The sequence below is a fragment of the Actinokineospora bangkokensis genome (assembly GCF_001940455.1).
GTDB classification, from domain to species: domain Bacteria; phylum Actinomycetota; class Actinomycetes; order Mycobacteriales; family Pseudonocardiaceae; genus Actinokineospora; species Actinokineospora bangkokensis.
The window spans coordinates 468,835-492,506 of the sequence record NZ_MKQR01000007.1 but is presented as its reverse complement, the minus strand read 5'-3'; the positions used below and the strand labels follow the sequence as shown (position 1 = coordinate 492,506).

The window sequence follows — 23,672 nt, the reverse complement described above, 5'->3', positions numbered from 1 at the left end:
GCACCCGCAAGCCAGGAGGAGGAGCCAGTTGTGGCAGCCGACGACGACCAAGGCCCAGGCCGGGAATCGACGACACCGCGCACCAGTGCCGCCGGCGACGACCGCCGGCCCGGTCCGCAGGAGCGCGCGGCGCGGGTGCGCGTGGCGCTCGTGCTGTCGGGGACCGCGCTGTTCCTGGCCACGGCCGCGGTCGCCGCGATCGTGATCGCAGGTGATCGGCCGCCCTCGGACTCCCCCGCAGGCACCCGGGCCACGGCGGTGACGTCCGAGCGGGATCGCGCAGCCCCCGGGACAGGGCGGCCCCCGAGACCATCGACAAGACCGACATCAGCGCAGCAGGGCGAGTGGGCGTTCCACCACCAACCGCTGTGGCCGTTTCCCTCCCAGGCCGAAGCCGCGGCGTGGGAGCAGCTGTACCGGGCAGACGGGCACCAGCCCTGGCACCTCGACGCGGCGGCAACCGCGACGGCCTTCGCCACCGGTTACCTCGGGTTCACCGAGATCACCGACGTCCTGTCGGTGTCACAGGTGGACCGCGAGGCCTGGGTAGCTGTCGGCGACCGGAACGATCCCCACACGCGCACGGCCGCTGCCGAGGTCCACCTGGCCCGCTACGGGGCGGGCCCCGACGCGCCATGGGAGGTGGTCGGTACCCGGGACAGCACGTTCAGCCTGACCGCTCCCCGCTACGGCGCCGAGGTCACCTCCCCGGTGACGGTGGGAGGCCGGATCACCGGGATGGACGAGAGCATCCGGGTGCGTGTGCTGCGCCAAGGGGCTCCGGCGCCCCTTGGCGAGTCCTGCTGCACACCTGCGGGTGGCACCGACACGCCCTGGTCAGTCTCGGTGCTCTGGCGCTCGCCCGGAGCGGGCGTGCTGACCATCGTGGCGTCCACGGGCAGCCACCGGACCGCGGTCGAGCGGTTCACGGTGACGGGGGTCACCAGCGCCGGGACAACCTCCTGACCGCACGACCTCGATGGCGCTGTCGACGTGGGAGGCGACGATGTCCGGAGCTCCGGCAGTTCGCGTGACAGGGGTGCTGGACGCACCGAGCCGCGGGCTGTGGTTGGTGAAGTGGCTGTTGCTGGTGCCGCACGCCGTGGTCCTGGTGCCGTTGTGGGTGGGCTTCGTGGTGGTCACGGTCGTGGCGTTCTTCGCGATCCTGATCACCGGTCAGTACCCGCGAACCCTGTTCGGATACACCACCGGGGTCCTGCGCTGGACGTGGCGAGTGCAGTACTACGGGTACGCGGCGCTGGGCACCGACCGGTGTCCCCCGTTCACCCTTGCCGACGTCCCGGACTACCCGGCAAGGCTGGAGGTCGACGAACCGCCACGCCTGTCGAGGGGTGGTGTCCTGGTCAAGTGGTGGTTGCTGGCGATGCCGCACTACCTCGTGGTCGGCCTGCTGGTCGGCGGCGGGAACCACCTCGGCGGCGATACCGGGGACGCCCGCTGGTCGGGGGTTGGCCTGATCGGGTTGCTGGTGATCATCTCCGGGGTGGTGCTGCTGTTCCGCGGCCGGTACCCGGCGGGCTTGCACGACCTGGTGGTGGGGCTCGACCGGTGGGTCCTGCGGGGTGGCGTACGCGGCGCTGATGACCGACGAGTACCCGCCGTTCCGATTGGACACCGGTGCCCGCGAACAGCCGCGGGACGACACCGGGGCGATGGCCGCGCGCGTTCCCGCGCCGGTCGAGCGCGTCCGCTGGACGGCTGGGCGGGTGATCGCGCTCGCCTTCGGGTCGCTGCTTGTCCTGCTGTCCACGGCTCCCCTGGTCACCGGAGGACTTGCGCTGTGGGCCGACCGGTTCGCCCGCGACGCCGACGGCTACGTCACCGCCCCTGTGGTGCAGGTGTTCTCCCCGCACAACGCCGTCACCAGCGAGCACGTGGTGCTCCCACCCGCGGTGGGGTGGTCGGGGGCGAAAGATGTCGTCGGCGATGTGCGGATCGATGTCGTCGATAGCCCCGGGGTGTTCGTCGGAGTGGCGCCCAGCAGCCAGGTGGGCCGCTACCTGGCCGGAGTGGTACGCGCCACCGTCCACACGCCCGGGACCGCGTCCGAGGTGGACACGATACCTGGTTCCGCGCGGCCGCTACCGCCCGCGTCGCAGGCTTTCTGGGTGGCCTCGACCGTAGCGGACCCCGTGTGGACACCGCAGGCGGGTGCTTGGGTGGTTGTGGTGGTGAACGCCGACGGGTCCGCTCCGGTGCGGGCGTCGGTAAGGGTCGCGGCCCGCGCACCAGCGCTCTTGCCGGTCGCGCTCGGCCTGCTGGGACTCGCAGTGCTCGCGGCGGCGGTCGGTGCGCTGTGGGTGGTGTGGGCCATGCGCCGAACCGGGCGTCCGGATGCCGCTCCACCGGCGGAGGACGAGGGCGGTTGATCCGGATGGGCGGTCGTGTTGGACACCGACGCGCACCCATGGTCCCTGTGCGGTCGGGACCACCCGCACTGTGGTCGCTCGCACCCGCGAATGCAGGGTGGTGGACAACCCACTCCACCGGGGCTGGGTGTCGAGGAGGCGACGATGTCGACTGACGGCGCGGTCAACACCGCTCTGGCCGACCACGGCGGCCCGGACGCGGAGACCCTGCGCGCCGCCGTGCGGATGGCGTGCTGGGCGCCTTCGGTGCACAACACCCAACCGTGGCGGTGGCGGCTCGTCCCGGGGGGTGTGCGGTTGTCGGTCGACCGCGGCAGGTGGCTGCGCGCGGCCGACAGCGACGGCCGCGACCTGCTGATCAGTTGCGGAGCCGCGCTGCACCACCTGCGGGTGTCACTGGCCGCGTTCGGGTGGGCGGCCGTGGTGACCCGCTTCCCGGACCCGACCGATCGGGACCTGCTCGCCGAGGTGTCCGCCATCCCCGCCGTACCCGGCCAGGTCGAGGTGACCGACGCGGTGTCCATCACCCGCAGGCGCAGTGACAGGCGTGCCTACGCCCCCTGGCCCGCCACAGACGTCGTCCTCGCGGAGTTGGTGGCGCGTGCCGCGCTGCAGGGGGTGGTGGCCGAGGTCGTCGGAGGCACCGCCCGGACGGCCCTGCGCTCCGCCATCGCCGCCGCGGACGCCGCCCAGAGCGCGGACGACCGGTACCACGCGGAACTCGCGCGGTGGTGCGGGCGGCCCGACGGCGCGGAGGATGGCATCCCCGCCGCCAACATCCCCGCGGCCACGGAGTGGGAAGGCCTGGTGTTGCGCGGGTTCCCCAACCCGGTACTGCCTCCTGCACCCGCGGGACGCAGTGGCGGCAGCCTGCTGGTGCTGGGAACCGCCTCCGACGACGGCGAGTCCCGGCTGCGGGCGGGCGAGGCCACCAGCGCCGTGCTGTTGGGCGCCACCGGCCTGCGGCTGGCCTCCTGCGCGCTGAGCCAGCCGGTGGAGGTACCGGGGGTGCGGGAGCTGCTGCGCACCCGGGTGCTGCGCGGCGACCTGGTGCCCCAACTGGTGGTGCGCGTCGGGTGGCCATCCCCGGGAGCCGGGGAGCTCCCGCGCACCCCACGCCGCAACCTCACCTCCGTGCTGGGGTGAGGGGCGCGCGGGTCAGGTGATCGGTGGTGGGTGCTGCTCGACGCCGAGGCCACCGTCGGCCGGGCACCACAACCGCGCGGACATCGTCGCGGACCTCCGATCGGAGCCGCTGACCTGCGGTGTGGCCGTCGCACCGGTCCGCGTGCGCGGCGATGACCTGGGAGGCCTGGGGCGGGCCAGTGCGTCCGGCCGGGCCGGGCGGTGTCTCCCCCACTACATGGCGCGCTCATCAGGACTGGTTTGCGGGTGGTCGCGGCGCGATCGGTCGGCTGAGGGGGTTCCTGCAGCCGCGGCGCAGGCGGTTGGTGCCTCACCGGCGGTCGGGGAGGTCGAACACCGCCGTGCGGATGCGGCTCAGCGCGGTGTCGACGGTGGCGATCATCTCCACTGCCCTGGCCCGCGTCTGCGGCTCGTCGACCACGTGGGCGACCGCGTGCAAGCCGACCGACACCGAGTGCAGCAGTGGGAAGACCTCGTCGCGCACCCGCTCGGCGGTCCGCTCCCGATCGCGGTCCACTGCTGCGGCGACATCGGTCGCGCGCAGGACCGCCGCAGCCGCGGTCGCCAGCGCTTGGACCAAGAGGAGGTCCGCAGGGTCGGGGTCGGGGCGACCCGCGCCCGCGAACAGGACCAGGCAGGCCGGGGACAGCCCCGGCTCGGTGAGCCCCACGCGCACCGGCACGCCCACGACAGCGACCTGCCCCAGGTCGGCGGCCACCACCAGCGGATCGATGCGCAACCCAGCCGAGGGCGCGTCGTCCACCACGCGGATCCCGCTGGTCGCGGCGACGTGCTGGACCGCCCCTCCAGCGACCAGTACGAGGCTACTCGGGGTTGGGGGTGGTCCCACGACAGCGCCCACCCGCAACCGCCCGTTCCCGCCGGCCACTAGGACGCAGGAGAACCGCGCGTCCACGGCGGCCCGGGCAGCCTCGGCGATGAGAGCGGCGAAGTGCTCCGGCGCCTCGGCGTCCACGTAGCGCCGGACCGCCTCTGACCAGGCTTGTGCCGTGGCAAGCGGGTCGTGACCAGGCCCGTCCGGTCCGCTGTGGGGACCTGTGTGGCGAACCGATGCCACCCCTCGTACGCGTACCGCCACTGGTACCCCCTTCGACACGGACACGGTGCAGGCAGGGCGCAGTTCCCGCCTCGCCCGTCGGGGGTGACTTTCAGAGCAGTCCCAGCCTGCGCGCGACCAGCACGGCGTCCCGGCGGTGCCGGACAGCCAGCTTGCGGTAGATGCCCCGCAAGTGGGTCTTGACGGTGTTCGTGGACACGAACTCGGCCTCGGCGATCTCGGCGATGGTGGCCATCGAGGGCAGGCGGGCCAGCAGTTGCAGCTCCCGACCGGTCAGCGGTGAACCGGCACCGGGCAGGGGGGCCAATCGGGTGAGCACCCCCTCCACGAACGCCTCATGCTCCCCGAACCGGCCCAGTCCGCGGACGAGCACACCGCGCACAGCCGGTCCTGCGGCCAGGATGGGTCGCGGGGCGGCCATCGGAGCGGCGTGGCGCAGGGCCACCAGCAACGCGGTGTGGGCACGTGCGCGGTCCCCGGCGCGGTCGGCCAACAACGCCTCCAGCACCCAGGCGTCGACCAGGGTCGTGGGGACCACCGGGTGGGAGGTCTGCTCCAGCACGGCGACGAGCAACCCACGCGCGCGAGCCACCCGCCCGTGGTGGAGCTGGACCAGCGCGCGCAGCACCGAGTGCTCGGCCCACCCGGTCAGGATGGGCTCGGTGTCGCGCACCAGGTCCGCCGCCCAGCCGGGTTCGCCGACCTGCAGCATGATCCGGACCAGCCCCGGGGCGGCCATGGCGACGACGGGCCTGCTGATCGGCGTGCCGCGGTGCCGGGCCCACCACCGGTGCGCCCTCTCGGCGACGGCGCGCGGCTGCGCCGCGCTGTCGAAGCGGACCAGGGCGTCCAGCCAGTGGGCGGTGCAGGACAGGGTCGTCTCCGCCCGGCGGACCAGGACCGGAACAGCCGGGGCGATAAGGGCAGCGGCGCGGTCGGTGTTCCCCCGCAGGAACGCCACCGCGCCCGCGACGACCGCGGCGAGGGCCGCAGGCCAGCGTGACGTCCACCCGTGGGCGGCCGCGAGGGAGGTGGCGCGTTCGGCGTGCGCGGCCGCGTCGGTCGGGCTGCCCGTGAGCAGGGCCGCGGCCCCGAGGTGGGCGTGCGCCTGCACCGTCAGCCACGGTGGTGGTCGATCGCGGCCCGACTCGACAAGGTGATCCAACCGCTGCCGGGCGCTCTCGGGCCTGCCGGCCCAGAGCTCGGCGACCGCGCTGTGCAAGCGAATCGCGAATCCCAGCGCACCGGTCTGCTGGTCGTCCGGGAGCGGCCAAACCCTGTCCGGCTCTCCTCCGAACCGAGAGCGGTACAGGGACACGAGGCCGAGCAGGGCATCGGACCCGCTGTCGCCCCCGGGCGACAGAGTGGCGAGGATCCTGTCGGCGGCCACGACGTCACCGTCGTCGAGCGCGGCCAACGCGGCGGTGGCACCGACGCTCCTGGTCCGCCGCGCTGCCTCGGGCAGCGCGGAGGTGACGGTGAGCATGCGGTGGCCGCCGCCCTGCAGCACCTCGCGCAAACCCTCTTCAGTGACGATCCCGGTCGCGAGGGCGGTTTCGCGGGCGTGTAGCGCGTGCTCTGCCGCGCGCAGCGCGGCCCCATGGTCGAGCAGGTGCGCCGCGGCGGCGCGGTGGAGGTCCGCGATGTTTCCCGGGCTGGTCGCGCTGAGCGCATTGTGCAGGTGGTCGCGCAGAATCGGGTGCAGCCGGTACCCGTCCTCCGTCTCGACGACGAGCGCGTCGGCGGCGCGGATCCGGTGGAGCAGGGCGGCGGCGTCCGCCATCCCGGTCACCGCCGTGGCCAGTTCGGCCGTGACGACCTCGCAGATGCTGGTCAGCTCCAGCAGTCGACGTTCGCGCGCGGACCAGTACGCCAGGACCTCCTCGTCGAGGTAATGGTCCAGGCCGGTGGCGCGCAGCGCACGGGCACCGGTGAGGTGGGCGGGCCCGGTGGACCGGGCGGCGGTGAAGACCAGACCGGCCGCCCATCCCCGGGTCCACTCCATCAGGCGGTCCAACTCCGCCTCAGTCGGTTGTGCCCGGTGGGCGGACAGCAAGGCGCGCGCCTCGGCGCGGGTGAACCGCAACTCGGTGTCGTCGATCTCCCGCAGGTGGCCCTCCAAGCGCAGTCTCGCCAGGTGCAGCGGCGGTCGTACGCGTCCGCTGAGGACGACGCGCAGCCCGGCGGGCAGCGAGCGGAGCAGTGTGGACACCTCCTGCGACACCGTGGGGTCGCGCAGTCCCTCGACCTGGTCGACCACCAAGACCACTTGCGAGCGCGCACCCGCGCGGACCCCGCCTCCCCCGGTCGAGCGGGCTCGCGCGTCGTCCAGCGCGGCGCGGGCGGTGGCCAGCAGGTCGTCCCCGTCATCGCCCGCCGAGGCCCACAGCACCACCGGACCGGCATTCGCGCGCGGTGCCCGAGCCGCCCACGCGGCAAGGGCCGCGGTCTTGCCCGATCCGGCGGCGCCGTGCACGAACACGACCGCCGGGGAGCCCGGCGCGAGCAGGGCTTGGTCGAACAGCCGGTGGAGGCGGGGGCGGGCGGGCCAGCCGACATCGGGCGCCGCCTCGTCGCGGTGGCGGTCCTCGAGCGGTCGCCGCGAGCTGGCGCTTGCCTTCTGCGCTTTCCCCGATTCAGTGGTTGAGGTGCAGGCGATGGCGGGCGGTGGACCGGACAACATCAGCTCCCTGGCTCGGCGGTGTGGTGAGCCGCAGAGCCTGGTCGCCTCCGGGCGGGATGTGGAAGGTACGGGCGGGCCACCACCGCAGGGACCTTGGTCCCGAGGCGCGCTGCACCTCCGGCTCAGCCGGCCTCGGACTCCAGGTGCGCGCGGGCGGCGTGCCGGGTGAGCGGGATGACGTGGGCCGTGACGGCGGCCTGCGAGCTGATGGTCCGGTAGCTCTCGTGCACGACCGCGCGGACGTGGTCCAGGTCGACCCGACCGGCGAACAGGCGGGACAGTTCGCCGGTGATGGACTCCAGTTCGTCGTTGATCCGGTCAGGCGATGTCGGCGGTTGGGCAGGCATGGTGAACCTTCGGTCGAGGGGCGGTAGGCGGTCGGGTCCGGGGACTACAGCAAGGGTCCGGGGGTCAACGGCGGGACCGCGGTGTCCTGTGCAACGACCGGTTGGGTGGTCGAGGCGGGAGGCACCACGACCACGGGGCAGTGCGCGTGCCGCAGGCAGTAGGCGGTCGCCGAGCCGAGCAGGGTCGACAGGACCCCGGTCGCGCCGCGGCTGCCCACCACCAGCAACGCGGCGTCCTCGGCGGCCTCGACCAGGGTGCGCCCGGGTGGCCCGTCGAGGCGGTGGTGCTCGATCCGGACCTCCGGGTAGCTGCCCGTGACGTCCGCGACCTGGGCGGTGGCCACCACAGGCTCCGGGGAGCCTGCGGTGTGGGCGGTGACCACGCGCACCGCCAGGTGGCGACGGGCGGCCTCCTCCGTCGCCCACATCAGGGCGGTGCGGGCGGTGGCCGAGCCGTCGACCCCGACCACCACGAACCCGGTGGTGCTCATCAGTGGACCTCCTGTGCGCTGTGCCCTGGGTGCACCACGGCCACCGGGCTGTCGGATTGGAGGGCGAGGCCCGACGCGGCGCCACGGGCCGCTCGGCAGTGGTCGATGACCGGACGCCGCTCCGCCGACAGGCCCCGACTGCGGCGAGCGCGGGCGCAGTCAGCCCTCCGCTGGTGCCCCCTCAAGGTGTTCCAGGTCGAGAGTGCGCGCTGTTGTCCAGTGCCGCCTGTGGCACCGGGCCTGGTCTCGGGGGACCAACGGGCCGGGAAGTGGCGTCCAAGGGCACTCCCGGTGTGCCACCGCAGCCAGCTGCTCGCGGCGTACCGACCGCTGTGCCCGGGGACGCCCCGCTCTACGGCCCGGGAGCAGCCCGGTTCCCCGTCGCGCGGCACCGAGCCGGGACTTTGGTCCCTGTCGAAGGCCACCCTGCGCCGCCTGACGGGCGGGTCTCACGCGCCCTACTCTCGTGCGTGCTGGCGGTCGACGAAGGGCAGGCTGATGAGCATCCGGGTTTTCCTGGTGGACGACCACCAGATCGTGCGGCGCGGGGTGGCCGACCTGCTCGACGAACCCGACATCGAGATCGTCGGGGAAGCTGCCTCGGTCGCCGAGGCCTTGGTGCGGGTGCCTGCGGCGGAGCCGGATGTGGCGGTGTTGGACGTGCGCTTGGGCGACGGCACGGGGGTGGAGCTGTGCCGGGAGCTGCGGTCGCGGATGCCGGGCCTGCGTTGCTTGATGCTGACCTCCTACGCCGACGACGAGGCGCTGTTCGAATCGATCATGGCCGGGGCATCGGGGTTCGTGCTCAAGCAGGTGCTCGGGTCGGACCTGGTGGCTGCGGTGCGCACGGTCGGCGCGGGCGGGTCGCTGCTGGACCCGCGCACGACGACCGCGCTGCTGGACCGCATCCGCCGGGAGCGCTCGGAGGTCGACCCGCTGGCCGAGCTGACCGACCAGGAGCGCACGGTCTTCGAGCTGATCGGCGAGGGCCTGACCAATCGCGAGATCGGTGAGCGGATGTTCCTGGCCGAGAAGACGGTCAAGAACTACGTCTCCCACCTGCTGGCCAAGCTGAAGATGCAGCGCCGCACCCAGGCCGCCGTGCTGGCGGCGCAGCTGCGCAAGGACCCCGGGCAGTAGTCCGACCGCCGCGCGCTTACCCCAGCGGGACCCGCCAGCGGACGGTGGTGCCCCCGCCGGGGGTGCCGGTGACCTCGCAGGCGCCGCCGCACTGCTCGGCCCGGTTGACCATGTTGGCCAGGCCGCTGCGCCGGGTGGGGTCGCCGATGCCGACACCGTTGTCGCGGACCTCGATGGTGAGGGTGTCCGCGGCGTGCGCGAGGACGGCGATCTGCGAAGCGCGCGCGTGCCGCACCGCGTTGCTCAGCGCTTCCCGCAGGACGGCCGCGGCGTGGTCGGCGACCTGGGTGGGCACCAACGTGTCGATGGCGCCGGACATCGTCACCGCCGGGACGGGTCCGGCGGCGCCCGTGACCTCGGCGACGATGTCGAGCAGGCGCCTGCGCAGCCCGTCGCCCTCCTCGGCGGTGAGGTCGAAGATGGAGGTGCGGATCTCCCGCACGGTCTGGTCCAGCTGCTCCACCGCGGTCTGCACCCGTTCGCGGACCGCGGGGTCGGTGATCCGGCGCAGCGTGCCCTGAAGGCTCATGCCGGTGGCGTAGAGCCGCTGGATGACGTGGTCGTGCAGGTCCTGGGCGATGCGATCGCGGTCGGCGAGGACGTCGAGCAGGCGCTGGGCGCGCTGGGTGGCGGCCAGTTCCAGGGCCATCGCCGCCTGGCCCGCGAAACCGGCCAGCAGCGGGGCCCGGTCCGAGGCGAACGGAGCGCCGCCTTTGTCCCTGGCCACCGCGAGCACCCCACCCTGGGCGTTGAGGGGGACGATGACGGCGGGTCCGCAGGCGTCGGTCGCGCCCAGGTCGGCGACCACCCGGGGCCGGTTCTCGGCGAGGACGGACCTGAAGAGCTCCCGCACCCCCGCGAGGTCGGCGGCGGCCAGCCGGTCGGCGGCGGGGCCGTGCGCCGCCGCGGTGGTCAACGCCCCGCTGTCGGTGGTGAGCAGGATGGTGGCGCAGTCGGCCCCGGTGAGCTGGCAGGCGCGCTCGGCGATCAGGTGCAGCGAGGCCTCCTGGTCGGCGCCGCCGAGCAGTGCGGCGTTGACCTCCGCGGTGGCGGCCAGCCACCGCTCGCGCTCGCAGGAGAGCTCGAACAGCCGAGCGTTCTCCACCGCGATGCCCGCCGCTGAGGCCAGCGCGGTGACCACCGCCTCGTCGTCGGCGGTGAACTCCGCGGCACCGCGTTTGTCGGTCAGGTACAGGTTGCCGAAGACCTCGCCGCCCACGCGCACCGGGACACCGAGGAAGCACGTCATCGGCGGGTGGTTGGGTGGGAAGCCCACCGAGGCGGGGTGGGCGCGCAGGTCCGGTACGCGGATCGGCTCCGGGTGCTCGATCAGCAGCCCGAGCAGGCCCTTGCCCTCGGGCAGGTGACCCATCAGCGAGCGGGTGGGTGCGTCGATGCCCTCGTGCACGAAGCGAGCCAGGCCACCCCCGTCCCCGAGCACACCCAGCGCCCCGAAGCGGGCGTCGACCAGGTCCACCGCGGCGCGCACGATGCGCTGCAACGTCGAGTCCAGTTCCAGTCCCGCCCCGACCGCGACCACGGCGTCGAGCAGGCCCTGGAGGTTGTCCCGGGCGGAGATGACCTGGCCGAGCCGGTCGTGCACCTCACCCAGCAGCTCGTCGAGCCGCAGCCCGGACAGCAGGCGACCAGCACCCGAGGTCTCCTCGGCCATTCCCGCTCCCCTCCCCCCGACCCGTCCCCGGACTGTGGCACGGCGCGGTGATGGGGACAACCGGCCAGCGGTCACCCCAGCGTCCTGACGGCGTCCCCTGGCGCGCCAACCTCCGGTCCGGCCGATGACCCCGCGTCCGCGGCCATGACGTCGGCGCGCACGACACCGGGCACGCTCTCGGCGAGGACGCGGGCGACGTGGCGGTCCACGGCGGCGCCCTGGCAGGCGGCGAACTGGTCGGTGATCGTGACCGATCCCGCGTCAACGGCAACGCGCCACCGGTGGGGCCCGCCGTAGCCTCGCAGTCGCCTGCGCACGTCCGCCGCGACCTCGGGGTCAGGGCGGGTGAGCAGCCGGACCAGGTCGCGGCGGGTGACCACCCCGACGAGCCGTGACCCGGACACGACGGGCAGGCACCGCCTGCGGTCGGCGAGCATCAGCCGCGCGAGCACGGCGACGTCAGTGCCGGCGCCCACCGCGACGGCGGGGGTGGTCATGACGTCCTCGACGGTGCGCGGGGGCCTGGCGGGGCGTTCTTCGTCGGTGGCGGGTCTGCGGGCGTCGGCGGGGAACCGGCCCGCCAGCAGGTCGGCCTCGGTGACCAGACCGATGAGCCGGTCGTCCTCCTCGACCACCGGGAGCGCGGTGAAGCCGTGGTCGGCCAGCAGCGCGGCGACCCGCCCGACGGGATCCCCGGCGCGCGCGGTGACGACCGGCGCGGACATGATCTGGTCAGCTCGCATCGGTTTCGCTCCTCCGAGGGTTGTGGATCCGCCTGGCGGCCGGTGCGGCGACCGCCGAGAGCGGTCTGCGCGGGGTGGGGGCGCCGGGGTAGCCGTAGCCGAGCCGAAGCACCAGCTGCGGAGCACCGCCGACGAGTTCGGCGAGCGCCGCGCGGACCTCGGGCACCTCGACGGGCTGCGACAGGGGGGACACAGCCAGGCCCGCGACCTCGGCGCTGAGCAGGACCCGCTGCAGCGCACGCCCGGCGTTCAGCTGGGACCGCGCGGTGTCGGTCCTGGTGACCAGCACCGCCAGCTGCGGATCGGTCTCGAAGGGGTCGCTACGGCGGTCTCGACGGTGTGGCGCGAAGTCGCGCGGGACCGCGATGCCTGCCGCGGGCGCCCGGGCGGGCGCACGCACGCCGTCGCGGCGGTTGCCGTCCTGGTGCGTCCACTCGCGTAGTTCGGCCAGGTAGGCCGGGTCCTGGCCCTGGATGTGGTCGGCGCGTTGCACCAGTGCCGCGACCTGCCCGGCGGCGTGTGGGAAGGCGAGCCAGGCGCCTTCGTCGTTCGCGGCGCGCACCAGCGCCGAGCGCGCCGCGGTGGGGATGGGCCGGTCCAGGAAGGGCCTGCGGTTGGTCTGCCTGCGCTCCACCGCGCGTTCGAGGGCGAGTTCGTCGGCGCTGGGAGTGTGCGCCCCGCCCAGCCGCACCGTGGCCAGCAGGTCAGGGTGGGCGCTGTCGGGCAACGGTTCCACCAGCGGGGCGCGGCAACTGACAGCGATGACCAGACACAGGTTGTACAGAGCGGCACCGCAGGACAGACGGGCCTCCCGGGCGTCGGGATCGATGACGGGGAGGACCCGGTCCAGGTCGAGCCACAGGTCGACCCCGTCGTCCCCCAGCAGGAACCGCCACGGTTGGGTGTTGTAGACCGAGGGTGCGCGCGACGCGGCACTGACCGCACGCAGCAGGAGACGTTCGGTGGCCGTAGCTCCCAGGGGGTTCACCGGGTGCCCCGCAGCACCGCGACGGGGCAGCGGGCGTGCCGCACGACCGCCTGGCTGACCGATCCGAGCAGCAGCCCGGCGGCCGTGCCCCGACCCCGCGAGCCGACGACCACCAGCGCTGCGGCGGCGGCGTGGTCGAGCAGCAGCGCGGCCGCCCGGGACCGGCGGATGACGAGGTCGATCGGGACCCCGGGGTGGCGATCGCGCCACGGGGCCACGGCGTCCTCGGTCGCCGACCGGGCTCGGCGCGCCACCGGACCGGTGTCGAGCGCCCCGAGGTCGGCGGTGCGGGCGGCGTCGGCCAGTGTCTCGTGCCAGGCGCGTACCGCGGTGACACCACCACCGGTGGCCTCGGCGTGGGCGAAGGCGAAGGCGAGCACCCGCTGGTCGGCGGGTCCACCGTCCAGCCCGGCCACGACCGTGCCGATGGACGGGGCGGCGTCGTGCACAACCACGACGGGGCACCGGGCACCGGCTACCACCGCGGTCGCCGTGGAGCCGAGCAGCAGGCCCGCGACTCCCCCGAGACCGCGGGAACCGAGGACGACCACCGAGGCGCGCTCGGCGGCGGAGGACAGGCACGACACCGGGTCACCGGACGTGACCTCGCACCGGACGGCGAGGTCGGGTTCGACGGCGCGGGCGGTCGCCGCGGCCCGGGTCAGCACCTCGTCGGCACCGGCACGCAACCTGGCCCTGAGTTCGTGACCTGCGTCGGACAACTCGTCGAACCCGGCGACCGGCCACGAATAGGCGGTGATGACCACCAGTTCGGTGCAGGTGCGCGCCGCCTGGCCTGCCGCCCACGCCACCGCCGCGGACGCGCTCCGCGACCCGTCGGTGGCCGCGAGCACGGGGGATCGCCGCAACGCCGTCCCCATGGTCGACGCGGTGGCGGAGCGGGAGGGGACCGTCACGACGTCCTCCCGCGGAGGTGGTGGCGGCCGGGCCTGGCGGCGGGGACGACCACGACCGGGCAGGGCGCGCGGTGAGCGCACTCGTGGGCTGTGCGCCCACCGCCGACGACCAGCAGCCTGGCGCCTTCGGCGGCGTGCGCGAGCGCGCGGGCGGTGTCGCCGGTGCGCTGGGTGTGCTCCAGCGGGATCCCCGGGTGCGCGGCCGAGGCCTCGGCCAACGCCTCTCGGACAGCGCCCGTCCACGGGTGCGGCGGTCCACTGACCCACGCCGTGACAGCGCGCACCGCGCCGTGGTGCAACTCGGCCTCGTCCATGGCCCACCGGAGCGCGGCGAGGGCGCCCGCGCTGTCGTCGAGCCCGACGACGTAGGTGTTGACATCCGGGGATGGGGTGTCGTGGTTCATGCGGCGCTCCTCAGGGGACGTGCACGGGAGGCAGGTGGCGAACGCCGATGCGCTTGCGGAAGACCCAATAGGTCCACCCCTGGTAGACCAGGACCGCCGGTGTGCCGAACAGCGCGACCCAGCTCATCACCACCAGCGTGTAGTGACTGGACGCGGCGCCTGCCACGGTCAACGAGTACGAGGGGTCCACGGTGGAAGGCAGGACATCGGGGTAGAGCGCGCCGAAGAGCGTGACGACCGCGCCCACCACGGCCACCCCCAGCGCGGCGAACGCCTGCCCCTCCCTCGCGGCGCGCAGCCGGTCCGCAGCGGCCAGGACGGCGGCGATGACCACCCCGAGCGGGACCCAGGTCCACACCGATCCCGACCGCAGCTGCACCAGCACCAGCAGCAGCGCCAGCGGGGTCAGGGCCAGCGGGGCGATCTGGAAGGCGAAGCCGCGGGCCCGGGCGCTGAGCTCACCCTCGGTCTTGAGCGCGGTGTAGACCGCGCCGTGCACAGCGGCGTACCCGGCGATGGCGACAGCACCCAGCAGCGTGGGCCAGGTGACGGCCGCGAACGGCCCGCCCGCCCGGTCGCCACCCGCGTCGAGGGGCAGACCCCACACGTTCCACGACAGCACCAGACCGATACCCAGCGCGGCCACCCACGAGCATCCGGTGATGATCGCGTCCCAGGTGCGGCGCCAGCGGTGCGAGTCGACCTTGCCGCGGTACTCGAAGGACACCCCGCGGCCGATGAGGGCGACCAGGAACAGCAGCAGCGGCAGGTAGGCGGCGCTGAACAGGGAGGCGTACCAGCCGGGGAAGGCGGCGAAGGTGGCACCGCCTGCCACCAGCAGCCACACCTCGTTGCCGTCCCAGACCGGGCCGATGGTGTTGACCATGACACGGCGCTCGGCCTCGTCGCGGGCCAGCACCGGCAGCAGCATGCCGACCCCGAAGTCGAAACCCTCGAGGAAGAGGTAGCCCAGCCACAGCAGGGCGATGATGGCGAACCAGAGCGTGGGCAGGTCCATCGTGGTCTCCTGGTCAGTACGCGAAGGCGAGCTCGTCGGGATCGCCGCTGCCGCGCGCGGGGGCGATGACGCCCCCGACACCGGCCCTGGCGTAGCGGGTGATGAGGGCGAACTCCACGGCGGCCAGCACGCCGTAGATGGCGGTCAGCACGACCAGGGAGGTCAGCACCTCGCTCGCGCCGAGACCGGAGACGCCCTGGGCGGTCAGCAGCCACACCCCGGGCACGCCGCTGGGGTTGGGGGCGACGATGAAGGGCTGGCGGCCCATCTCGGTGAAGACCCAGCCGAAGCCATTGGCCAGGAACGGGGCGGCGATCGCGGCGAGGGCCAGCACGGGGAACCACCGCCCGTCGGGAACCCGGCCTCGCCGGGTCACCCACAGCGCGCCCGCGCACCCGAGGAAAGCCAGTGCACCCAAACCGATCATCAGCCGGAAGCCCCAGTAGGTGACCGGCAGGTCGGGCACGTAATCGATGGGCTTGCCCGCGAACTCGCCCAGGGCGGGGTCGTCGGGGAAGTTGGTGCCGTAGCGCGCCCGGTACTCCCCCACCAGGTCCTGCACGCCCTTGACCTCGCTGGTGGCGTTGCCGGTCGCCAGGAAGGACAGCAGCGCGGGCACTGTGATGGACTTGACCGACTCGCAGTCCGGCCCGGACACGTCGCCGACGGCGAACACGGAGAAGCCAGCGGGTTCCTCCGTGCGGCACAGTGCTTCGGCGGCGGCCATCTTCATCGGCTGCTGCTCGAACATCAGCTTGCCCTGCACGTCACCGGTCACCGCGAGCGCGGCGAAGGCGACCACCCCCACCCAGCCGCCCAGGCGCAACGAGGCGCGCCACACCGCCCGGTCGCCCACCTCGGACCCGCTCGCGCGGTGCTCGCGCCACAGGTGCCACCCGGCGATGCCCACCAGGAAGGACCCGGCGACGGCGAAGGCGCCCGCGATGGTGTGCGGGACCGTCGCCAGCGCCGTGCTGTTGCCCAGCACCGTCGCGATCGAGGTGAGCCGGGGGCGGCCGTCGACCAGCTCCACGCCCACCGGGTGCTGCATCCACGAGTTCGCCGCCAGGATGAAGTACGCCGAGGCGATCGTCGCCAGGCTGAACGCCCACGCGCAGGCCAGGTGCACCCGCTTCGGCAGCCGGTCCCAGCCGAAGATCCACAGGCCGAGGAAGGTGGACTCGACGAAGAAGGCGACCAGGCCCTCCATCGCCAGCGGCGCGCCGAACACGTCCCCGACGAACCGGGAGTAGGCGCTCCAGGACATCCCGAACTGGAACTCCTGCACGATGCCGGTCACCACGCCCATGGCGAAGTTGACCAGCATGAGCTTGCCCCAGAACTTCGTCATCCGCAGGTACTTCACGTCCCCGGTGCGCACCCACGCGGTCTGCATCCCCGCGACCAGCACCGCCAGGCCGATGGTCAGCGGCACCATCAGGAAGTGATAGACGGTGGTGATGCCGAACTGCCACCGCGCCAGGTCCACAGTGTTCATGGGATGAGCCTGTGCTGGACCGGGTCGGCCGGGCAGGTGCGCGCGGCACCCGCGGACCGGGACCTCGGTCCCGAAGCGAGCGGGTCGGAGGGGTGCACGACGGCCACGGGGCAGTCGCAGAGGCGGGTCAACGTCCGGCTGGTGGACCCGAGGCCCATGCCCGCACCGGTGTGCGCACCCCGGCTGCCGACCACAACCAGCCGCGCCCCGGCGGCCTCGGCGAGCAGGGCGCGCACCGGACGATCGCGACGCACCAGCAGGCGCACTTCGACGTCGGGGTGGGCCTGTCGGGCGCCGGAGAGCCGGTCGGCCAGCAGCTGTCGCTCAACGCCCTCGACCGCGAGCCGGTCGACATCGAGCGGCAGCACCGTCCACAGGTCGGTGAAGGCGACATCGCTGAAGGTGTGCACCGCCACCAGGGGCGCGCCGCGCAGCGCGGCCTCGGCGAAGGCCATCGCGACGGCGGAGTCGGAGGCCGGTGTGCCGTCTACCCCGACCACGACCGGCCCGGTGTCTGGTGCGGGGCCCCGGACCACGACGACCGGGCACCGCGCGCACTCGACGACGGCGGCCGACACCGACCCCAGGGCGGATCGCGGCGTCGAACCCAGCCCCCGCCCGCCGGTGACCAGCAGAGCCTCGCCCGCCGCTGCGTCGACCAGTACCCGCTCCGGGGGGCCGGGGCGCAGGGCCACCCTGGTCTCGGTGCCGGGGGCGAGCGCGCGGACCAGCGTGCGCGCCCGGCTCAGCACCCCCCGACCGCCACCGCCCACGTCGCCCGCGTGGACCAGCAGCAGCGGCGCGCCGCGCAGGCCCGTCTCCGCCGCCGCCCAGCGCAGCGCCTGCCACGCCGCGTCAGACCCGTCGACGCCGACCACGACGCGCTCCCCCCGCCGGTGCGCCGGGCGTGGCCGGGTCACGGTCGTCATCGCCGCGCCCCGGACAGCGCTGAGCCCACCTGGGTCAGCAGGGCGGCACCGAGAGCCCTGGTCCCCTGGTCCGGTGGTCCGGCGGGCGCGGGTGCCGGGTCGTCGGGGGCGGCGGCCCCGCCAGGCGCGGGGTCGGCGAGCCCGTCCGCGGCGGTGAGCCCGAGCGCGGCGAGGAGGGAGCGCAGGTCATCGGCGTCGTGGGCGGCGGACGCGGCGTGGCGGGCGGCGCGCCGCCGGTCGACGGGGGTGACCGGCCGGTGCACGAGGGGGATCTGGGTGCTGATGTTCACCGCCGCACCCCCGTCGCCAGCGCCGCAGCCCCGGTGGGGTCCGCGCGGTGACCGAGCGACGTCGCGGGGACGACGACGACAGGGCAGGGGGCATGCCGCAGGCAATGCGCGGCCACCGACCCGAGCGCGGAGGGGCGGACCCGACCGGGACCCCGGCTGCCCACCACGAGCAGTGCGGCGCCCTCGGCGCTGCGCACCAGTTCCTCGCCCACCTGTCCGTGCGCTTGCCGGTACCAGCGGGGCACACCGGGGTGTGCGGTGCCGATGCGGTCGAGGTGCTCGGACAGGGCCAGGTCGACCGGGTGCCCGTCGTGGTGGACGGTGATGACCTGGACGTGCAGACCGCGGGCGGCTGCTTCGTCGAAGGCCCAGTGCACGGCGGCGTCGGAGGTGGGTGAGCCGTCGGCGCCGACGACGATCACCCCGGGGTGGTGGGTGGGCATTGCGGGCTCCTCGCTTTCCGGTCTGGGGTGGTTGGGCTGTCGGGGAGGACGAGGTGGCGCAGCGCGTCGGCGGTCGTGAGGATCCCGGCGATGCGGCCGCGGTCGGTGATCAGGGCGACGTCAGACGCTTCGGCGGCCATGCGCGCCGCGGCCGCGACGAGCGGGGTGGTGTCGGCACTTTCGATGCACAGCGGCGGGCGCACGAGTGCGCGCACGGTCTCGCCGTCATCACCGCTGGCCCACGCCCGCCACAGCAGGTCGGGTTCGTGCAGCACGCCAAGGCAGCGCTCGGCATCGATGACCGGCAGGTACCGGATGCGGTGGTGGGCCATCAGCCGCAGGGCGACCGAGATGGGCGCGTTCGGCGCGATGCCGACGACGTGCGGGCTCATCGCGGCGGCGACGGGGGTGGTCGTGCTGGTCACCTGGCCACCACCGGCACGGCGCAGACCTGGCGGTCCATCTCCAACTCCTCCCGGGCGGGCAGCCTCAGGACCGCGGCGCTCGGACCGCGCTCGACGATCTCCTGAGCGGGAGGCGGGTCGACGGGCAGCCCGAGGTGGGTGAGCGAGTGCAGCACCTCCCGACACAGGTCGGGGTGGTGCTCGGCCACGCCGCCGGTGAACACCAAGGCGTCGAGGTCGTCCAGGCAGGCCCGGGCAGAGGCGATCTCGCGGGCCAGCCGCCGGGTCTGGGTCGCGATGGCCAAGGCAGCGGAGGGGTCGCCGCCACGGCGGGCGCGGGCCAGGTCGCGGATGTCTCCGGAGGTGCCGGACATCCCGGCCAGCCCGGACTCGCGGATGAGCAGCGCGCGCAGCCGGTCGAGGTCGTACTCGCCGGTCGACAGCAGTCCCAGCACCAGCGCCGGGTCGAGCGAGCCGCTGCGGGTCGCCCCGGGCAGCCCGTCGAGGGGGCTGAACCCCATGCTGGTCGACACCGGGCGGCCGAGGGCGACCGCGGTGACCGACACCCCGGCCCCCCAGTGCACGACCACCACCCGGAGTTCGGCGAGATCACGGTCGAGCAGGTCGCCGGTGCGGCGCACCGCGTGGGCGACCGAGAGCCCGTGGAAGCCGCGCCCGCGCAGGTGGTGGCGCTCGGTGAGCCAGGTCGGCAGCGGCAGGGCTGCGGCGACCTCGGGCAGGGCGGTGAAGTAGGAGGTGTCGTAGCAGCCGAGCACGGCGGTGCCGGGCAGCAACGCCAAGGCCGCCCTCGCCAGGCGCAGCGCGGCGGGCTGGTGCAGCGGGGCTAGGGCGCTGTGCTGGTCGAGGTCAGCCAGTTCGGCCGGGGTCAGCGACGTGGGGCCGCCGCGGTCGCCGCCGTGCACGATCCGCACGGCCACCACGTCCGGGCTGGTGGTCCTGGCGAAGGCGGCGAGCGGGTCGAGGGCGCCGCTCCACCGGTCGTCGGTGGCGCGGTCGACGACCCGTCCGTCGACGACCAAGGCCAGCTTGAGGCTCGACGAGCCGGGGTTGACCGTCAGGGTGCGGGTCACCGCGACCACCGCCAGCCGCTGATCTCGGGCAGGTCCTCCCCGGTGCGCAGGGTGTGGGCGTGCTGTTCGGCGAGCTTGTCCAGCAGTCGCTGGCGCAGGTGCCCGATGCGGTCGCCGAGCCGGGGCACGCGTTCGAGGGCGGCCAGGGCGAGGTGGTAGCGGTCGATCTCGTTGAGCACGCACATGTCGAAGGGCGTGGTGGTGGTGCCCCGGTCGTGGAAGCCGTGCACGTGCAGGTCGTCGTGCCTCGGGCGGTCGTAGGTGAGCTGGTGGACCAGCCACGGGTAGCCGTGGAAGGCGAACACGACCGGCTTGTCGGTGAAGATCTCGGCGTAAGTGGCGTCGGGGATGCCGTGCGGGTGCCTGCCCGGTCTGGCGAGCCTGGCCAGGTCGACCACGTTGACGAACCGGACGCGCAGGTCGGGGACGAGGTCGGTGAGCACGTCGACCGCGGCCAGCGCCTCCTGGGTGGGCACGTCCCCCGCGCAGGCCAGCACGACGTCGGTGTCGCCGTCGGTGTCGGTGCTGGCCCACCGCCACACCCCGAGGCCCTGGGCGCAGTGCTCGGCGGCGGAGTCGGCATCGAGGTACTGCAGGCCGGGCTGCTTGCCCGCGACGACGACGTTGACCAGGCCGCGGGTGCCCAGGCAGTGGTCGACCACCGCGAGCAGGGTGTTGGCGTCCGGAGGCAGGTACACCCTGGTGACCTCGGGTCGCTTGGACAGCACGTGGTCGACGAACCCGGGGTCCTGGTGGGAGGCGCCGTTGTGGTCCTGGCGCCAGACATGGGAGGTGAGCAGGTAGTTCAGCGACGGCACCGGGCGGCGCCAGCTCACCGCGGCCGCGGTGTGCAGCCACTTGGCGTGCTGGGCGACCATGGAGTCGACCACGTGCGCGAACGCCTCGTAGGTCGACAGCAACCCGTGGCGGCCGGTGAGCAGGTAGCCCTCCAACCAGCCCTGGCACAGGTGCTCAGAGAGCACCTCGAGCACCCGCCCCGTGGGGGACAGGTGCTCGTCGTCGGGGTGGGTGGGAAGCGTCCACCGGCGGCCGGTGACCTCGAAGACGGCGTCGAGCCGGTTGGAGGCGTGCTCGTCGGGCGAGAAGTAGAGCAGGTTGTGGTGCTCGGCGTTGAGCGCCATGGCCTCACGCAGGTAGCCGCCGAGCACCCTGGTCGCCTCGGCGGTGCCGGTGCCCGGGGTGGGCACGGCCACGGCGTGCTCGACCGGGTCGGGACGGCGCAGGTCGGTGCCGATCCCACCGTGCGCCAGGGGGTTGGCGCTGATCCGCAGCTCGTCGCGGGGTCGCCAGCAGCCGACCAGGGGTATCGGGGCGCCGTCGTCGTCGAACAGCTCCTCGGGGCGGTAGGAGCGCAGCCACGCCTCCAACTGCGCCAGGTGCTGCGGGTCCTCGCGCACCCGGGCGAGCGGGACCTGGTGCGCACGCCACGTCCCCTCGACGCGCTCACCGTCCACGAGCGACGGTCCGGTCCAGCCCTTGGGCGTGCGCAGCACGAGAGCGGGGCGCGGTCGCTGGTCGGGGTGCTCGGCGAGGTCGGCGAGATCGGCGAGGCAGTCGTCGACGGCGTCGGCGTAGGCGCGGTGCACCTCGGCGGGGTCGTGTCCACCCACCTCGACCGGGCGCCACCCGAAACCGGACAGCACCGCGCGCAGCTCCTCGGGGCGCATGCGCCCGAACAGGGTGGGGTTGGCGATCTTGTAGCCGTTGAGGTGCAGCACGGGCAGCACAGCGCCGTCGGTGGCCGGGTTGAGGAACCTGGTGGCGTGCCAGGAGGTGGCCAGCGGGCCGGTCTCGGCCTCGCCGTCGCCGATCACGCAGGCCACCACCAGCCCGGGGTTGTCCAGCGCGGCGCCCGTGGCGTGGGCCAGGCTGTAGCCCAGTTCGCCACCCTCGTGGATGGACCCGGGCACGTGCGGGGAGGCGTGGCTGGGTACACCGCCGGGGGCGGAGAACTGGCGGAAGAGCGCGGTGAGCCCAGCCAGGTCCTGCCCGACCTCGGGGTGGTGCTCGGAGTAGGTGCCTTCCAGCCAGGCCGCAGCGGTGAGCGCGGCGGCGCCGTGACCCGGGCCGGTGACCATGAGCACCCGCCTGCCGGTGGCCATGACCGCGCGGGTGAGGTGGGCGTGGGTGAGGGTGATGCCGGGGACGGTGCCCCAGTGCCCGAGCAGGCGCGCCTTGATGTCCGAGGGACGCAGCGGTCGACGCAGCAGCGGGTTGTCGCGCAGGTAGATCTGCCCTGCGGCGAGGTAGTTCGCCGCGCGCCACCACGAGTCGACGCGGTCGAGGGTGGCCACCTGCGCCGGGGTCGCGGCGGGAGTGGTGGTGGTCGCGGTCATCGGGTCTCCTCGGGTCGGGTGACACCCCTGATCGTCGGCCGCGGCGCGGTACCCGCGGCAGCGGCGGCGGTCCCGCCCGATCGGGGACCTCCGGTCCCCACCACCCCTGCGCTCCGACCCTGCGGGGACCTCAGCCTGGGTCCCCCACCAGGTCGACGGCCTGGGCGAGCGAGTCGGCGACGGTGCCCGAGGTGGTGACGGTGTGAGCCTGCGGCCACGGGTTGGCCACCCGGTCGAGCACGTGTGCCACCGCCGTGCCCGCGTCCGAACCGTGCGAGCGCGGTGCGCCCAACCGTGTGGACAGCGTGGCCTCAGGAGCCCAACAGCGCAGGGCCACCACTCGGGCGCCGCAGGACACAGCCCTGGTGTGGGCCGCTGCGCGGTGGTGGGAGGCTCCCCAGGTGGCGTCGAGGACGACCGAGTGGCCGTGGGTGAGCAGGACCGCGGCGCGGTCGAGCAACGACGCATAGGTGCGGTCGGTCAACTCGGCGGTGTAGATGCCGTGCCCGTACCCGGCCGGGGCGTGCGCCGTGGGGGGCATGCCCACCAGGGTCTTGCGCACCTCGTCGCTGTGCAGCACCGGCATCCCCGTCCGCTTCCCCAGCGCGGCGGACACGGTCGACTTGCCCGTTGCCGGTCCCCCGCCCACGAGCACCAACCGCACCTCGGCGGCACGGGCGTGGCGCAGGGCGACCGCCAGGTGCACACGCGCCCGCGACGCGGCGTCCGGGTCGCCCTGCGCATGGCGCAGGCAGGCGACCTTGGCCCGTACGAACGCCCGGTAGGACACGTAGTGGTGGCGCAGGGAACGCGGTGCCGGGTCGTGCGCGGCGCGGACGTAGCTGTCGAGGAACGCCCGCGCGGAGGCGTCGTCACCCAGCGCCTCCAGGTCGGCGGTCAGGCTCGCGGCGTCGTCAAGGCCGTCGAGGGTGCGCAGGGTGTCGTCGAACTCCAGGCAGTCCAGGGCACGGACCCCCTCGTCCAGGCAGTAGACGTCGGCGGCGAGCAGGTCGCCGTGCCCGTCGATCACGCGGCCCAGCCCGACGCGGTCGGCGAACAGGGGCCCGCGGCAGGCCAGGTAGGTCTCGGTGAGCCGGACGAGCTCCGCGTGGTCACCCGCGTCGAGAAGGGACCCAGCGAACCGTTCGGTCTGCTCGAAGCTCTCCCGCCACCGGGCCAGCAGCGCGTCGCGGCCACCCGGGGAGGGGTCGCGCGCCACGCGGGCCTGGCGGGCGTGGAAGGCGGCCAGGTCGTCTGCGAACCCGGTCACCGCCTCGGTGGGCAAGCGCCCGAGCACGGCCAGGTGTGACATCGCCCGATCGGATGGCATCCTGCGCATGACGACCAGGTGGTCGCACGGGCGTCCATCCGGGTCAACGACGTCGGCAACCCCGAGGTAGACCTCCGGGGCCAGCCTGCGGTTGAGCTCCACCTCCCGCGCGCACGCCGCCTCCCGCGCGGCCCGGTCGGTGAAGTCCAGGAACCCCAGGTCCACCGGCTTCTTGAGCTTGTAGGCACGGTTGCCGACGAGGAACACCACACCGCTGTGGGTCTCGTGGACCTCGATCGGGTCGAGCTGGTCCCGCATCTGCCACCCCTGTCGCGTCGCTGGCCTGCCGGTTCGCCCGTCCAGGTCCATCCCG

The 23,672-nt window shown here is 74.0% G+C and carries 22 protein-coding genes and 1 pseudogene; 5 read left to right on the top strand and 18 right to left on the bottom strand.

All coding sequences use genetic code 11. From position 1 onward, the window contains the following. Nucleotides 1-30: 30 nt before the first annotated feature. From BJP25_RS34530 to BJP25_RS33105, 4 genes and pseudogenes are all read left to right on the top strand, one after another. The gene (locus BJP25_RS34530; RefSeq protein WP_198943363.1) at nucleotides 31-966 is read left to right on the top strand and encodes a hypothetical protein; all 936 of its coding nucleotides are present in this window, start codon (nucleotides 31-33) and stop codon (nucleotides 964-966) included. Nucleotides 967-979: 13 nt separating this feature from the next. Then, nucleotides 980-1,225: pseudogene (locus BJP25_RS35265) on the top strand (DUF4389 domain-containing protein); the annotation flags it as partial. 376 nt (nucleotides 1,226-1,601) lie between these two features. Next, complete coding sequence (locus BJP25_RS35260) at nucleotides 1,602-2,390, top strand: hypothetical protein (protein WP_233157961.1); 789 nt, start codon at nucleotides 1,602-1,604, stop codon at nucleotides 2,388-2,390. A 144-nt stretch (nucleotides 2,391-2,534) separates the two neighbouring features. Continuing rightward, a complete protein-coding gene (locus BJP25_RS33105; protein ID WP_075973853.1) occupies nucleotides 2,535-3,536 on the top strand; it encodes an Acg family FMN-binding oxidoreductase in 1,002 nt (333 codons plus the stop codon). 310 nt (nucleotides 3,537-3,846) lie between these two features. On the opposite strand, the gene BJP25_RS06600 is transcribed toward BJP25_RS33105, so the two are convergent. The 4 genes from BJP25_RS06600 to BJP25_RS06585 all read right to left on the bottom strand — a co-directional run bounded on the left by BJP25_RS06600 (nucleotide 3,847) and on the right by BJP25_RS06585 (nucleotide 8,135). Further along, nucleotides 3,847-4,299, bottom strand: a complete 453-nt coding sequence (locus BJP25_RS06600; protein WP_143218903.1) for a hypothetical protein — start codon at nucleotides 4,297-4,299, stop codon at nucleotides 3,847-3,849. Between the two features lie 406 nt (nucleotides 4,300-4,705). After that, nucleotides 4,706-7,009 (bottom strand): LuxR C-terminal-related transcriptional regulator, encoded by a 2,304-nt coding sequence (locus tag BJP25_RS06595; protein ID WP_158075607.1) that lies wholly within the window; start codon nucleotides 7,007-7,009, stop codon nucleotides 4,706-4,708. 410 nt (nucleotides 7,010-7,419) lie between these two features. Then, a complete protein-coding gene (locus BJP25_RS06590) occupies nucleotides 7,420-7,644 on the bottom strand; it encodes a three-helix bundle dimerization domain-containing protein (protein WP_075973850.1) in 225 nt (74 codons plus the stop codon). Nucleotides 7,645-7,688: 44 nt separating this feature from the next. Continuing rightward, nucleotides 7,689-8,135, bottom strand: a complete 447-nt coding sequence (locus BJP25_RS06585) for a universal stress protein (protein WP_075973849.1) — start codon at nucleotides 8,133-8,135, stop codon at nucleotides 7,689-7,691. Nucleotides 8,136-8,633: 498 nt separating this feature from the next. Here BJP25_RS06585 and BJP25_RS06580 point away from each other — a divergent pair, with 498 nt between their 5' ends. Continuing rightward, a complete protein-coding gene (locus BJP25_RS06580; protein ID WP_075973848.1) occupies nucleotides 8,634-9,275 on the top strand; it encodes a response regulator in 642 nt (213 codons plus the stop codon). Between the two features lie 16 nt (nucleotides 9,276-9,291). Here the strand turns inward: BJP25_RS06580 and BJP25_RS06575 are convergent, their stop codons facing one another. The 14 genes from BJP25_RS06575 to BJP25_RS06500 form a co-directional block, all read right to left on the bottom strand. Further along, nucleotides 9,292-10,947, bottom strand: coding sequence for a GAF domain-containing sensor histidine kinase (locus tag BJP25_RS06575; RefSeq protein ID WP_075973847.1), 1,656 nt, complete (start codon nucleotides 10,945-10,947; stop codon nucleotides 9,292-9,294). Nucleotides 10,948-11,018: 71 nt separating this feature from the next. Further along, nucleotides 11,019-11,690 (bottom strand): CBS domain-containing protein, encoded by a 672-nt coding sequence (locus tag BJP25_RS06570; RefSeq protein WP_075973846.1) that lies wholly within the window; start codon nucleotides 11,688-11,690, stop codon nucleotides 11,019-11,021. Further along, complete coding sequence (locus BJP25_RS06565; RefSeq protein ID WP_084793723.1) at nucleotides 11,680-12,678, bottom strand: Acg family FMN-binding oxidoreductase; 999 nt, start codon at nucleotides 12,676-12,678, stop codon at nucleotides 11,680-11,682. The genes BJP25_RS06570 and BJP25_RS06565 overlap by 11 nt, the downstream gene beginning before the upstream one ends. Further along, the gene (locus BJP25_RS06560; protein ID WP_084793722.1) at nucleotides 12,675-13,595 is read right to left on the bottom strand and encodes a universal stress protein; all 921 of its coding nucleotides are present in this window, start codon (nucleotides 13,593-13,595) and stop codon (nucleotides 12,675-12,677) included. Before BJP25_RS06560 ends, BJP25_RS06565 begins: the two co-directional genes overlap by 4 nt. Then, nucleotides 13,592-13,999 (bottom strand): universal stress protein, encoded by a 408-nt coding sequence (locus BJP25_RS06555; RefSeq protein WP_075973845.1) that lies wholly within the window; start codon nucleotides 13,997-13,999, stop codon nucleotides 13,592-13,594. Before BJP25_RS06555 ends, BJP25_RS06560 begins: the two co-directional genes overlap by 4 nt. A 10-nt stretch (nucleotides 14,000-14,009) precedes the next feature. After that, a complete protein-coding gene (gene cydB / locus BJP25_RS06550; RefSeq protein WP_075973844.1) occupies nucleotides 14,010-15,017 on the bottom strand; it encodes a cytochrome d ubiquinol oxidase subunit II in 1,008 nt (335 codons plus the stop codon). Nucleotides 15,018-15,030: 13 nt separating this feature from the next. Next, nucleotides 15,031-16,515 carry a cytochrome ubiquinol oxidase subunit I gene (locus BJP25_RS06545; RefSeq protein WP_075973843.1) on the bottom strand — a complete coding sequence of 495 codons (1,485 nt, stop codon included), beginning with the start codon at nucleotides 16,513-16,515 and terminating at the stop codon, nucleotides 15,031-15,033. Next, a complete protein-coding gene (locus BJP25_RS32035) occupies nucleotides 16,512-17,393 on the bottom strand; it encodes a universal stress protein (protein ID WP_233157932.1) in 882 nt (293 codons plus the stop codon). Before BJP25_RS32035 ends, BJP25_RS06545 begins: the two co-directional genes overlap by 4 nt. Nucleotides 17,394-17,440: 47 nt before the next feature. Continuing rightward, nucleotides 17,441-17,734, bottom strand: coding sequence for a hypothetical protein (locus BJP25_RS06525; RefSeq protein ID WP_075973842.1), 294 nt, complete (start codon nucleotides 17,732-17,734; stop codon nucleotides 17,441-17,443). Then, on the bottom strand, nucleotides 17,731-18,177 hold the full coding sequence (locus BJP25_RS06520; protein WP_075973841.1) for a universal stress protein: 447 nt from the start codon (nucleotides 18,175-18,177) through the stop codon (nucleotides 17,731-17,733). Before BJP25_RS06520 ends, BJP25_RS06525 begins: the two co-directional genes overlap by 4 nt. Continuing rightward, nucleotides 18,153-18,602: a CBS domain-containing protein gene (locus BJP25_RS06515; protein WP_075973840.1), complete on the bottom strand. Its 450-nt coding sequence runs from the start codon at nucleotides 18,600-18,602 to the stop codon at nucleotides 18,153-18,155. The genes BJP25_RS06520 and BJP25_RS06515 overlap by 25 nt, the downstream gene beginning before the upstream one ends. After that, nucleotides 18,599-19,672, bottom strand: coding sequence for an acetate kinase (locus tag BJP25_RS06510; protein WP_233157931.1), 1,074 nt, complete (start codon nucleotides 19,670-19,672; stop codon nucleotides 18,599-18,601). The genes BJP25_RS06515 and BJP25_RS06510 overlap by 4 nt, the downstream gene beginning before the upstream one ends. Beyond that, a complete protein-coding gene (locus tag BJP25_RS06505; RefSeq protein ID WP_075973838.1) occupies nucleotides 19,669-22,029 on the bottom strand; it encodes a phosphoketolase family protein in 2,361 nt (786 codons plus the stop codon). Before BJP25_RS06505 ends, BJP25_RS06510 begins: the two co-directional genes overlap by 4 nt. Nucleotides 22,030-22,159: 130 nt before the next feature. Then, nucleotides 22,160-23,617 carry a bifunctional aminoglycoside phosphotransferase/ATP-binding protein gene (locus tag BJP25_RS06500; RefSeq protein WP_075973837.1) on the bottom strand — a complete coding sequence of 486 codons (1,458 nt, stop codon included), beginning with the start codon at nucleotides 23,615-23,617 and terminating at the stop codon, nucleotides 22,160-22,162. Nucleotides 23,618-23,672 lie beyond the last annotated feature (55 nt).

Bases quoted from the DNA above. Each gene is read 5' to 3' on its own strand.
- BJP25_RS06585 (WP_075973849.1), bottom strand. From the start codon at position 8,135: ATGAGCACCACCGGGTTCGTGGTGGTCGGGGTCGACGGCTCGGCCACC.
- BJP25_RS35260 (WP_233157961.1), top strand. From the start codon at position 1,602: ATGACCGACGAGTACCCGCCGTTCCGATTGGACACCGGTGCCCGCGAA.
- BJP25_RS06570 (WP_075973846.1), bottom strand. From the start codon at position 11,690: ATGCGAGCTGACCAGATCATGTCCGCGCCGGTCGTCACCGCGCGCGCC.
- cydB (WP_075973844.1), bottom strand. From the start codon at position 15,017: ATGGACCTGCCCACGCTCTGGTTCGCCATCATCGCCCTGCTGTGGCTG.
- BJP25_RS06580 (WP_075973848.1), top strand. From the start codon at position 8,634: ATGAGCATCCGGGTTTTCCTGGTGGACGACCACCAGATCGTGCGGCGC.
- BJP25_RS06500 (WP_075973837.1), bottom strand. From the start codon at position 23,617: ATGCGGGACCAGCTCGACCCGATCGAGGTCCACGAGACCCACAGCGGT.
- BJP25_RS06575 (WP_075973847.1), bottom strand. From the start codon at position 10,947: ATGGCCGAGGAGACCTCGGGTGCTGGTCGCCTGCTGTCCGGGCTGCGG.
- BJP25_RS06590 (WP_075973850.1), bottom strand. From the start codon at position 7,644: ATGCCTGCCCAACCGCCGACATCGCCTGACCGGATCAACGACGAACTG.
- BJP25_RS06545 (WP_075973843.1), bottom strand. From the start codon at position 16,515: ATGAACACTGTGGACCTGGCGCGGTGGCAGTTCGGCATCACCACCGTC.
- BJP25_RS33105 (WP_075973853.1), top strand. From the start codon at position 2,535: ATGTCGACTGACGGCGCGGTCAACACCGCTCTGGCCGACCACGGCGGC.
- BJP25_RS06555 (WP_075973845.1), bottom strand. From the start codon at position 13,999: ATGAACCACGACACCCCATCCCCGGATGTCAACACCTACGTCGTCGGG.
- BJP25_RS06505 (WP_075973838.1), bottom strand. From the start codon at position 22,029: ATGACCGCGACCACCACCACTCCCGCCGCGACCCCGGCGCAGGTGGCC.
- BJP25_RS06520 (WP_075973841.1), bottom strand. From the start codon at position 18,177: ATGCCCACCCACCACCCCGGGGTGATCGTCGTCGGCGCCGACGGCTCA.